Annotated in this window: 8 protein-coding genes and 1 pseudogene; 7 read left to right on the top strand and 2 right to left on the bottom strand. The window is 68.6% G+C overall.

The features are described from left to right. Positions 1-32: 32 nt before the first annotated feature. Together QZ772_RS07345 and QZ772_RS07340 are read left to right on the top strand one after the other, a co-directional pair. A complete protein-coding gene (locus QZ772_RS07345) occupies positions 33-683 on the top strand; it encodes an ankyrin repeat domain-containing protein (protein WP_295524374.1) in 651 nt (216 codons plus the stop codon). A 205-nt stretch (positions 684-888) separates the two neighbouring features. Further along, entirely contained in the window at positions 889-2895 is a 2007-nt protein-coding gene (locus QZ772_RS07340) for a bifunctional diguanylate cyclase/phosphodiesterase (RefSeq protein WP_295524373.1), read from the top strand. 21 nt (positions 2896-2916) lie between these two features. Here QZ772_RS07340 and mdeB read toward each other — a convergent pair whose 3' ends face one another. Further along, positions 2917-5583 (bottom strand): alpha-ketoglutarate dehydrogenase, encoded by a 2667-nt coding sequence (mdeB, locus tag QZ772_RS07335; protein WP_295524371.1) that lies wholly within the window; start codon positions 5581-5583, stop codon positions 2917-2919. 102 nt (positions 5584-5685) lie between these two features. Between mdeB and QZ772_RS07330 the strand changes: the two genes are divergently transcribed. The 4 genes from QZ772_RS07330 to QZ772_RS07315 all read left to right on the top strand — a co-directional run bounded on the left by QZ772_RS07330 (position 5686) and on the right by QZ772_RS07315 (position 9633). Beyond that, on the top strand, positions 5686-6162 hold the full coding sequence (locus tag QZ772_RS07330) for an Lrp/AsnC family transcriptional regulator (RefSeq protein WP_295524370.1): 477 nt from the start codon (positions 5686-5688) through the stop codon (positions 6160-6162). Between the two features lie 101 nt (positions 6163-6263). Continuing rightward, positions 6264-7775: a DegQ family serine endoprotease gene (locus QZ772_RS07325; RefSeq protein ID WP_295524368.1), complete on the top strand. Its 1512-nt coding sequence runs from the start codon at positions 6264-6266 to the stop codon at positions 7773-7775. A gap of 261 nt (positions 7776-8036) precedes the next feature. Further along, positions 8037-8786, top strand: coding sequence for an acetoacetate decarboxylase (locus tag QZ772_RS07320; RefSeq protein ID WP_295524367.1), 750 nt, complete (start codon positions 8037-8039; stop codon positions 8784-8786). Positions 8787-8850: 64 nt separating this feature from the next. Next, on the top strand, positions 8851-9633 hold the full coding sequence (locus QZ772_RS07315; protein WP_295524365.1) for a 3-hydroxybutyrate dehydrogenase: 783 nt from the start codon (positions 8851-8853) through the stop codon (positions 9631-9633). On the opposite strand, the gene QZ772_RS07310 is transcribed toward QZ772_RS07315, so the two are convergent. Beyond that, a complete protein-coding gene (locus tag QZ772_RS07310) occupies positions 9623-10588 on the bottom strand; it encodes a GNAT family N-acetyltransferase (protein ID WP_295524363.1) in 966 nt (321 codons plus the stop codon). The two genes, QZ772_RS07315 and QZ772_RS07310, sit on opposite strands and share 11 nt — an antisense overlap. A 188-nt stretch (positions 10589-10776) precedes the next feature. Between QZ772_RS07310 and QZ772_RS07305 the strand changes: the two are divergent. Next, positions 10777-11664, top strand: a pseudogene (locus tag QZ772_RS07305) (YgiQ family radical SAM protein); the annotation flags it as partial.

Here is an 11664-nt window from a genome sequence, read left to right as displayed (position 1 = left end):
TCTCTGCCCGCGCCTCCATTGCCCGACGCACGCTGTTCGCACTCGCCGCGGCACTCGCCGCAGCCTCCTGCGCCACGGCCAGTCCCAGCGACGACTTCTTCCGCGCCGTCATCAGCGACAACCCTGGCGCGGTGGAGCGGCTGCTCAAGCAGGGCTTCGATCCGAACGGCCGCGACCCCAAGGGCCAGACCGGCCTGATCCTCGCGCTGCGCGAGCCCTCGCCGCGCGTGGCCAAGGTGCTCATCGCCTCTCCCCGCGTGAATGTCGACGCCACCAACGTCAGCGACGAGACGCCGCTGATGATGGCGGCCCTGAAGGGCCAGCAGGACTACGTCAACCTGCTGCTGGCCCGCGACGCGGCCGTCAACAAGCCGGGTTGGGCACCGCTGCACTATGCGGCCACCAACGGCCATATCGCGATCATGAAGCAGCTGCTCGAGCAGCATGCGTTCATCGACGCGCAGTCGCCCAACGGGACGACGCCGCTGATGATGGCCGCCATGTACGGCTCCATCGAAGCCGTCAAGCTGCTGCTGGACGAGGGTGCCGACATCGCCATGAAGAACCAGCTGGGCATGAGTGCGTTGGACTTCGCCAAGCGCGGCAACCGGCCCGACGCGGTCGAAATGCTTACTCGCGCAACCCAGCTCAAACCCCGGCCTGCGGGTGCTGGCAAGTGGTGATAGCGACCCGCTAGAACTTTCGGATTCAAGATGCTGGCTGGCTGACAACGCCGGCTCGAAAGTGCTTGCAAGCGGGCGGGAACCGATGGCCCAATGGCCGTGTAACGTCCCGTTTCAGGGTGACATCGGAGGTGCAGCCAGACGGTCGTGCCAGCCCGGATGCCATCCTGTCCTGCGGCCCGCGCATGGGCCGCCGTCCAGGTCTATGAGTTCCCTTTCCGTCCCTGCTCCGGCGGTGCCTGCCGAGCATCTCGACGCGGCCGTGCTGCGCCGGATGGTGCGGCACGACCAGATGGTCGCTGTGCGCCACAGCGTGCTGGCCGCCATTCCCATCAATGCCGTGCTCACAGTGGCAGCGCTGCTCATGGCCTACAGCGGCGGCGAGCTGGCCATGGGCGTGGTCTGGGTCCTGCTGTCCGCCACCGTCAACGTCACGCGTGCCGTCATATGCCGCCTCCCTTACCGTGGGTCGGAGCAGGAGCCATCGGGCGAGCAGCGCCCACCCCTGCTGAGCGGACGATGGTGGCGCACGCGCAGCGTCGAATGGCACCTGCGCGCCGCGACCCTGCTGGGCCTGTGCTCAGGCCTCGTGTGGGCCCTGGTGGCATTGCTGTGCGCGGGCTACACCTCACCGCAGACGATCTTCTACCTGACTGTGGTGTGCGGCATCACGGCCGGCTCGGTGACCTACGGCATCGCCTATGCGCGGGTGCCGATCTTCTTCATCACGCCGGCGCTGTTGTCGGTGGCAGGCTGCCTGCTGGCAGCGGGTGGCTTCGACAGGCAGATGCTGGCGCTGATGGTCTTCGTCTACCTGGCGGCGCTCATCCGCAGCGCCAAGCAGAGCGAAGCCGCATTCAAGCGCGGCAGCCGGCTGAAGAACGAGGCGACGGCGCTGGCCGACCGGCTGCGCCAGGCGCATGAGGCCTCGCAGACGGCCGCACGCGAGCTGGAGTTCCGTGCGATGCACGATCCGCTCACGCGTCTGTTCAACCGCGACGGCTTTGCCGACACCGCGGGCCGGCGCCTCGCGGCGGCAGGCGGGCACGAGCATTGCCTGCTGATGCTGGATCTGGACGGCTTCAAGGCCATCAACGACGTCTTCGGCCACGGCGTGGGTGACCGCGTGCTGCAGGACGTCGGGATCTGGCTCAGCCGCGAACTGCAGTGCATGGACGCCGTGGTGGGCCGCTGGGGCGGCGACGAGTTCGTCGTGCTCTACGACGTGGCGGGTTCGGCACAAGCCCCCGAGGACGTGGCCCGGCTGCTGACGCAGCGCATTCCGCAGGCCAGCGTGATGCAGGGCGGCCAGTTGGGCGTGAGCGTCGGCCTTTGCGTGGGCCAGGGCCTGGACGTGATGGACATGCTGAGCTTCGCGGACGAGGCGCTCTACAGCGCCAAGCGCGCTGGCGGCGACAGCTTCCGTTTCTTCGACCATGGGCTGCAGCAGGCGTTGATGGTCCGTCGCGACGTGGAGCGTGACCTCGGCACGGGGCTGGAGACCGGCGCCATCGTGCTGTGGTTCCAGCCCATCTTCACGGCGGCCGGCGAGCTCCACAGCTTCGAGGCGCTGCTGCGCTGGCTGCATCCACGGCATGGCTGGGTCTCGCCCGAGCAGGTCGTTCATGCCGCCGCTGCAACGGGCCGCGCGCGCCGCCTGCTGTCCCATGTGCTGACCCAGGCGTGCCAGGCCATGCACCGGCTGGATGCGGCCGGCCTGGGCCACCTGCCCATGGCCGTGAACGTGTCGCCGCGCGAGATGGCCCACCTGGATGTGGACGACCTGGTGCTCGACACGCTGGAGCGCCATGGCGTGCCGCCACGCCGCCTGCAACTGGAGATCACCGAGGAGGTCGCACTCAATGCCGAGAATACCCAGGGCAAGCTCGCGCGCCTGGCGGCCGCTGGGGTGGCGATCTCGATCGACGACTTCGGCGTGGGCTATTCCTCGCTGGCCTCGCTGCGCGGCGACCATGTGCGGCAGGTGAAGATCGACCGCAGCTTCATCTCGGGCCTCGACGCCTCGCGCGACAACCGACTCCTGGTGAACACCATCCTGCAGATGGCGCGCTCGCTGGGCATCGACGTGGTGGCCGAGGGCGTGGAACGTATCGAGGAGCTGATGGCCCTGCGGGCCCTGCAGTGCCCCCTGATGCAGGGCTACCATCTGTGCCGCCCGGCGCCGCTGGACGAGATCATCCCTCGGCGCTGAGGCGCCGGCGGCGCGTGGCGTTCAGACCACGGCGGCGCCCAGCATGCGTCGCGCCGCGGTGGCGATGGCGGCGGCATCGACACCGAAGAAGTCGCGCAGCGCGGCCCGCGTGTCGCTGCGGCCGAAGCCGTCGGTACCCAGCGTGAGGTAGCGGCGGCCTTCGGGCACGTAGGCGCGGATGGCTTCAGGCACCGCACGCACGTAGTCGGTGGCGGCGATCACCGGGCCCTCGCTGGCGGCCAGCAGGCGGGTGACGAAGGGTTCCACCGTCACGGCGGCGGCTTCGCTTGTGAGCAGGCGCGCTTCGCAGGCCAGGCCCTCGCGCGACAGTTCGCTCCAGCTGGTGATGCTGAACACCGTGGCCTCGATGCCCTCCATCGACAGCGCCTGCGCGGCCTTGACCACCTCGGTGAGGATGGCGCCCGAGCCCAGCAGCGTGACGCGCTGGGTGGCCGTCGGTGCGCCCTCGGGCCGCTGCCAGCCGTCGTAGCGCCAGCCGCCGCGCAGCAGGTCGTCGTGTGCGCTCTCGGGCACGTCGGGCTGGGCGTAGTTCTCGTTCATCAGCGTGATGTAGTGGAAGACGTCCCGCTGTTCCACCAGCATCTCGCGCATGCCGGCATCGACGATGACGGCCATCTCGCCGGCGAAGGCGGGGTCCCACGCGCGGCAGTTGGGAATGGTGGCCGCGACCAGGTGGCTGCTGCCGTCCTGGTGCTGCAGGCCCTCGCCGCCCAGCGTGGTGCGGCCCGAGGTCGCGCCCAGCAGAAAGCCGCGCGCCCGCTGGTCGGCTGCGGCCCAGATGGCATCGCCCACGCGCTGGAAGCCGAACATCGAGTAGTAGATGTAGAAGGGCAGCATGGCCAGGCCGTGCACGCTGTAGCTGGTGGCGGCGGCCGTCCAGCTGGCGATGGCGCCGGCCTCGCTGATGCCTTCCTCCAGGATCTGGCCGTCGATGGCTTCGCGGTAGCTCAGCACCGAGCCGATGTCCTCTGGCGCATAGCGCTGGCCCACGCTGCTGTAGATGCCCACCTGCTTGAACAGGTTGGCCATGCCGAAGGTGCGCGCCTCGTCGGCCACGATGGGCACGATGCGCGGTCCCAGTTCGCCGTCCTTGAGCAGGTTGCCCAGCAGGCGCACGAAGGCCATGGTGGTGCTCATCTCCTTGCCGGCCGCTTCGGTGGCGAAGCGGGCGTAGCTTTCGAGCGGCGGCACCGGCAGCGTGGCGCAGTCGGTGCGGCGCTGGGGCAGGGCGCCGCCCAATGCGGCACGGCGCTCGCGCAGATAGCGCATTTCGGGGCTGTCCTCGGCCGGCTTGTAGAAGGCCAGCGAGGTGGCCTGTTCATCGCTCAAGGGCAGGTTGAAGCGGTTGCGGAAGCCGATCAGGTCGGCCTCGTCCAGCTTCTTCTGCGAGTGCGTGGTCATCCTGCCCTGGCCGGCGGTGCCCATGCCGTAGCCCTTCTTGGTGTGGGCCAGGATCACCGTGGGCTGGCCGCGGTGGGCGGCAGCCGCGGCATAGGCGGCGTGGATCTTCACCAGGTCGTGGCCGCCGCGCTTGAGGCGGTCGATCTGCTCGTCGGTCATGCCCTGGGCCAGGCGCTGCAGGGCCTCGTTCTGGCCGAAGAAATGGTCGCGGTTGAAGCGGCCGTCCTTGGCGGCGAAGGTCTGCATCTGGCCATCCACCGTCTCGGCGAAGGCACGCAGCAGGGCACCGTCGGTGTCGCGGGCGAACAGGCCGTCCCAGTCGCTGCCCCAGACCAGCTTGACCACGTTCCAGCCGGCGCCGGCGAAGAGCTTCTCCAGCTCGTCGATGATGCGGCCGTTGCCGCGCACCGGGCCGTCGAGGCGCTGCAGGTTGCAGTTGACCACCCAGACCAGGTTGTCCAGCCTCTCGCGTGCGGCCAACGTCAGGGCGCTCATCGACTCCGGCTCGTCCATCTCGCCGTCGCCGAAGAAGCCCCAGACCTTGCGGCCTTCGCAGTTCAGCAGCCCGCGATGGGTGAGGTAGCGCATGAAGCGCGCGTGGTAGATGGCACTGATCGGCCCGATGCCCATGGAGCCGGTCGGGAACTGCCAGAAGTCCGGCATCAGCCAGGGGTGCGGATAGCTCGACAGGCCTTTCGCCCCCTTCAGCGGCGCCGTGATCTCCTGACGGTAGTGGGCCAGGTCGTCCTCGCTCAGTCGGCCTTCGAGGAAGGCGCGGGCATACACGCCCGGCGCGCTGTGCGGCTGGAAGAAGACCAGGTCGCCTCGGTGCGCGTCGGTGCGGCCGTGGAAGAAGTGATGGAAGCCCGTCTCGAACAGGTCGGCGGCGCTCGCATAGCTGGCGATGTGGCCACCCAGCTCGCCATAGGCCTGATTGGCGCGCACCACCATCGCCAGCGCATTCCAGCGCATCAGCGCGCCGATGCGCTCTTCGATGGCCAGGTCGCCGGGGAAGGGCGCTTGGCGATCCACCGGCACCGTGTTGGCATAGGGCGTCGCCAACTCGGGCTGCCAGCCGATGCGCTGCGCCCGGGCCAGGCGCGCGAGCTCGTCGAGCATCCAGCGGGCACGCTCAGGGCCGTGGGTGTGCAGCAGCGCGACGAAGGCCTCGCGCCATTCGGCGGTCTCGACGGGGTCGACATCGGTGGAGGACGTCTCCGGGGCGGCCAGGGACAGGAGCTGCGTGGCATGGATCGGGGCATTCATGCCCGGCACTTTAGGCAGGCAGCCGGCAAATGTGCTGTCGGATTCGGGCGCGTCGACCCTGAGTCGACGGCATAAACTGCCGCCAAACGCCAAGGACGCCGCATGAACAACTTCCCGCTCGACGCCACGGACCTTCGCATCCTCGACGAGCTACAGCGTGACGGCAGCCTGTCGAACGTCGAGCTCGCCCGGCGGGTGCATCTGTCCCCTTCGCCCTGCCTGGCGCGCGTCAAGGCGCTGGAGGCGGCGGGCGTCATCGCCCGCTACGTCGCCCTGTGCAGCGCGCCGGCGCTCGGGCTAGGCCTGAACGTCTTCATCTCCATCAGCCTGCGCACGCAGAGCAAGGAGGCACTGGCCTCCTTCGAGCGCCGCATCGCCGAGCATGACGAGGTGATGGAGTGCTACCTGATGACCGGCGACAGCGACTACCTGATCCGCGTCGCCGTGGCCGACATGGCGGCACTGGAGCGCTTCATCCTGGAGCAGCTCACGCCCATCCCTGGTGTCGAGAAGATCCGCTCCAGCTTTGCGTTGAAGCAGGTCCGCTACAAGACGGCACTGCCCCTGCCGCGGCGTTGACCGGAGTGGCCCGCAGGGCCGGCCTGGGGTTTAAGTCGTGCCTAAGCGATGGCTTTCACAGTCACGCCATCGCAACTCGACACGCAGCCAGGAGGCTCACCATGAACACCCAGACGATCCTGCAATCGCCCAAGCGGCTGGTGATCGCCCTTGCCGCCGCCGGCGTGCTCGGCGCCGCGGCCGGCGGGGCCTACACCAGCGCCCATGCCCTGGGCTCCGCGCCCCAGCCGACCGTCGTGGCCGCAGCCCCGATGGTGGCGCCCATCGCCGCGCCCGACTTCTCGGTCATCACGGCCCAGCAGGGTCCGGCGGTGGTCAACATCAGCGTCTCGGGCATGACCAAGACGGCGCTGGACACCAGCGGTGACGACGACGACAGCGGCAGCGCCGCCATGCCACCCGGCATGTCGCCCAACGATCCGTTCTATCAATTCTTCCGCCAGTTCGGCGGCGTGCCCGGCCACCGGCAGGGCCCGCAGCGCTCGGTGCCGACGCGCGCCGAAGGCTCCGGCTTCATCCTGAGCCCGGACGGCATCATCCTGACCAACGCCCACGTGGTGGAGGGCGCCAAGGAAGTGACCGTCAAGCTCACCGACCGCCGCGAATACCGCGCCAAGGTGCTGGGCGCCGATCCCAAGACCGACGTCGCCGTCCTCAAGATCAACGCCAAGGACCTGCCGACGGTCAAGCTCGGCAGCCCCAAGGACCTCAAGGTGGGCGAATGGGTGCTGGCCATCGGCTCGCCCTTCGGCTTCGAGAACAGCGTGACGGCGGGCGTGGTCAGCGCCAAGGGCCGCTCGCTGCCCGACGACGGCTTCACGCCCTTCATCCAGACCGACGTGCCCATCAACCCCGGCAACTCGGGTGGCCCGCTGTTCAATGCGCGCGGCGAGGTGGTGGGCATCAACTCGCAGATCTACAGCCGCAGCGGCGGCTACCAGGGTGTCTCGTTCTCGATCCCGATCGACATCGCCATGCGCGTGAAGGACCAGATCGTCGCCACCGGCCATGCCGACCATGCCAAGCTGGGCGTGGCCGTGCAGGAGGTGAACCAGGCCTTTGCCGATTCCTTCAAGCTCGACAAGCCCCAGGGCGCGCTGGTTTCAAATGTGGAGAAGGGCGGGCCTGCGGACAAGGCCGGCCTGAAGTCCGGCGACGTGATCCTCAAGGTGGAGGGCGAGCCGATCACCACGTCGGGCGACCTGCCGGCCATCATCGGCCAGATGGCGCCCGGCCAGAAGGCACGCATCGAGGTCTGGCGCGACGGTGGCGCACGCGACCTGACGGCGCAGCTGGGCAACGCCAGCGACAAGGTCAAGGTCGCCAAGGCCGAGGAGGCCGTCGGCAAGGGCAAGCTGGGCCTGGCGCTGCGTCCCCTGCAGCCGCAGGAGCAGAAGCAGGCCGGCATCGCCGGTGGCCTGCTGATCGAGGACGCCCGTGGCCCCGCCGCCAATGCCGGCATCCAGCAGGGCGACGTGCTGCTCGCGATCAACGGCACGCCCGCCCGCAGCGTGGACCAGGTGCGTGAAGCCGTGGCCAAGGCCGACAAGTCGGTGGCGCTGCTGATTCAGCGGGGCGACGAGAAGATCTTCGTGCCGGTGAACGTCGGCTGATGGGGGGTGCGCCCGTGAGCGCTGAGCGGCGGCGCCCGCAGGCGTGGCCGTGTCATCTGGAGTCGAGCGGTGCCCTATGCCGCTCGGCTCTTTTTCTTTTGGGTGGCGGGAGCGATGCCGAGCGGGACTTCGCCGACTTTCGCGTCCACGCCCGCTGCGTAGGACGGCGCCGCGTGTTGGCCGAGTGCGCGGTGCCCTCAGCTTCCTCTAAGTTGTGCATCGCAGCATCAAGGCGCACCATCCACTCCCGACCCACACCCCATGAAAGCCTCGGACCTGCGCGAACGCGCCTTCGCGATGCCCTTCACCAGCCCGGCCTTTCCGCCCGGCCCTTACCGCTTCGTCGACCGGGAATTCATGGTCGTCACCTACCGCACCGATCTCGACGCCCTGCGCGCCGTGGTGCCGGAACCGCTGGAAATCGCAGAGCCGGTGGTCAAGTACGAATTCATCCGCATGCCCGATTCCACCGGCTTCGGCGACTACACCGAGTCGGGCCAGGTGATTCCAGTCCAGCTGCGCACAGCGAAGGGCCTGGAGAAGGGCGCGTACGTGCATGCCATGTACCTGAACGACCATCCGCCCATCGCCGGCGGGCGGGAGCTGTGGGGCTTTCCGAAGAAGCTGGCCACGCCCCGATTCGGTTACGAAACCGATGTGATCGTCGGCACGCTCGACTACGGCGCCGTGCGCGTGGCCACCGCCACGATGGGCTTCAAGCACCGCACGCTGGAGCACGGGCCGATCCTCGACGCCATTGCGCAGCCCAACTTCCTGCTCAAGATCATTCCGCATGTGGATGGCACCGCCCGGATCTGTGAGCTGGTGCGCTACCACATGGTCGATGTACAGCTCAAGGGCGCCTGGACGGGCCCCGGCTCGCTGGAGCTGCATCCGCATGCGCTGGCGCCGGTCGCCCAACTGCCCGTGCTCGAGGTGCTGTCCACCGTGCACTACATCGCGGACATGACCCTGGCGCTGGGTACCGTCGAACTCGACTATCTGAAGTAGCCGGCCTCGCGTCGGGCCTCGAGCCCCTTTCCCATTTCTTCAACCTCGCATCGAAAGGAACCCCATGCAACTCAAGGACAAGGTCGCCTACATCACCGGCTCGGCCAGCGGCATCGGCAAGGAGATCGCGACGCTCTTCGCGCAGGAGGGCGCCAAGATCGTCATCGCCGACCTGAACAAGGAGGCCGCCGACGCCACGGCGGCGGAGCTGAAGGCCACAGGCGCGCAGGCCATTGGCGTCGCCGTGGACGTGACCAACGAGCAGCAGGTCGACGCCTCCGTCGAGGAAGCCGTCAAGGCCTTCGGCGGCATCGACATCCTGGTCAGCAACGCCGGCATCCAGATCGTGCACCCCGTCGAGGAATTCGGCTTTGCCGACTGGAAGAAGATGCTGGCCATCCACCTGGACGGCGCCTTCCTCACCACCCGCGCCTGCCTCAAGCACATGTACGCGCAGGGACGCGGCGGCAGCGTGATCTACATGGGCTCGGTGCACTCCAAGGAGGCCTCGATGCTCAAGGCACCCTACGTCACCGCCAAGCATGGCCTGATCGGCCTGGCCAAGACGGTGGCGAAGGAAGGCGCCAAGCATGGCGTGCGCGCCAACGTGATCTGCCCCGGCTTCGTGCGCACGCCGCTGGTGGAAAAGCAGATTCCCGAGCAGGCCAAGACGCTGGGCATCTCCGAAGAGGAAGTGGTGAAGAACGTGATGCTCAAGGAGACGGTGGACGGCGAATTCACGACCACCGACGACGTGGCGCGGGTGGCGCTGCTGTTCGCCGCCTTCCCGAGCAATGCGCTGACCGGCCAGTCGCTGGTGGTGAGCCATGGCTGGTTCATGCAGTGAGCGTCATCGACCAGCGTTCGGCCACCAGCGGGCCGCTGCCATAGCCCTCGTGCGGTTCGGAGGTTTCAAGCACGAAGCCCCGCGCCGCGTAGATGGCGCGGGCGGCTTCGAGGCAGCTGTGAGTCCACAGCACCATCTGCCGGTAGCCGCGGGCGCGTGCGAAGGCAATGCATTCGTCGACCAGCCTGCCACCAAGGCCCAGGCCGCGCCCCTCGGGCCGCAGCACCAGCAGGCGCAACTGCGCCACCTCGGGGCTGTGGCGGATCACGAAGATCGAGCCGACGCGCTGGCCGTCCAGTTCGGCGATCCAGCCCTTTTCCCAGGCCGGGTCAGTGGTGCGCAGCCACTGCGCGGTGATGTCGGCCACGGCGGCCTCGAAGCGGCCGTCCCAGCCGTACTCGCGGGCGTAGACCTCGCCGTGCTGCTGCACCACCCAGCCCAAGTCGCCCGGGGCAGGGTCGCGCAGCACGGCGGTGCGCAGCGGCTTGGGCTCAGGATCGAACAGGGTCTCGACCCGCGCCAGGGCCCTGGCCAGTTCGTCGCGCGCGGCCGGCGCGAGCGGCGCCAGCAGGGCGGCCGCGGCATCACGCGAGCGCTGCTGCAGCGGTGAGAAGGCCACATGGCCCGCCTCGGTGAGCGACAGCCGCTGCTGCCTCGCGTCACGCGCATCGGTGGCGCGGGCGAGCCAGCCCAACGATTCGAAGCGCTTGAGCAGGCGGCTGAGGTAGCCCGCATCCAGGCTTAGCGTCTGGCCCAGTTCGCGGGCGGTGAGCCCAGGCTCGTGCGCCAGTTCATAGAGCACCCGCACTTCGGTCAACGACAGGTCGCTGCCGAGGTAGGGCTCCAGCACGCCGATGCGCTGGGTGAAGAAGCGGTTGAAGCGGCGGAGGGCTTTGACGGCTTCGGGCGCTACAGAAGACACGACAGACGCGGCGGAAGAGGTCATGGGTGCCATTGTCAACATTATTTGTTGACTGAGGCGATAAATGAGACCGGGGCCTCTTGAAGCGGCCTCCCTTCAGTCCATGGGGAGAACGCCCCGACCCGTAAAATCGTTCCCTCTCCGCCCGGGCGCCAGCGCGGTCCCCGAACGCAGCATCGCAGCGCAGCGCCGCCCTCCGCGGCGCCCGACCCACCCCACGCATGAACGCACCCGTCGACGTCTCCTTCTTTGCGCGCGCCGCCAAGCCGATCACCAGCTACCGCAAGTACTGGGCGCAACGCTTCGGCACGGCGAAGTTCCTGCCGACCTCGCGCGAGGAGATGGCTGCCCTGGGCTGGGACAGCTGCGACATCATCGTGGTGACGGGCGACGCCTATGTGGACCACCCGAGCTTCGGCATGTCCGTCATCGGCCGGGTGCTTGAGGCGCAGGGCTTTCGCGTGGGCATCATCGCCCAGCCCGACTGGCAGAGCGCCGAGCCCTTCCGCGCGCTGGGCAAGCCCAACCTGTTCTGGGGCGTCACCAGCGGCAACATGGACTCGATGATCAACCGGTACACCGCCGACCGGAAGATCCGCAGCGACGATGCCTACACCCCCGGCGACGTCGGCGGCAAGCGCCCCGACCGCGCCGCCATCGTCTACAGCCAGCGCTGCCGCGAGGCCTTTCCGGACGTGCCCATCGTGCTCGGCGGCATTGAAGGCAGCCTGCGCCGCATCGGCCACTACGACTACTGGAGCGACAAGGTCCGCCGCTCGATCGTGGTGGACAGCAAGTGCGACCTGCTGCTGTACGGCAATGCCGAACGCGCCATCGTCGAGGTGGCCCACCGCCTGGCCGCGCGCGAGCCGGTGCAGCAGATCACCGACGTGCGCGGCACCGCCTTCGTGCGCCGCGAGACGCCCGAGGGCTGGTTCGAGCTCGACTCCACCGAGGTCGATCAGCCGGGGCGCGTGGATGCGCACCTCAACCCGTACCTGATGGTCTCGGAGCAGGCCAAGGCCCAGGGGCAGACCTGTGCGCGCGAGGATGAGGCGAATGCGGTGGCCGATGCGGCGAACGCCTCACGCTCCCCGGCCACTGGCGTC

Origin of the sequence: uncultured Pseudacidovorax sp. (assembly GCF_913773995.1) — a bacterium.
Classification (GTDB): domain Bacteria; phylum Pseudomonadota; class Gammaproteobacteria; order Burkholderiales; family Burkholderiaceae_C; genus Xenophilus.
This window is presented reverse-complemented; position numbering and strand designations above follow the sequence as displayed.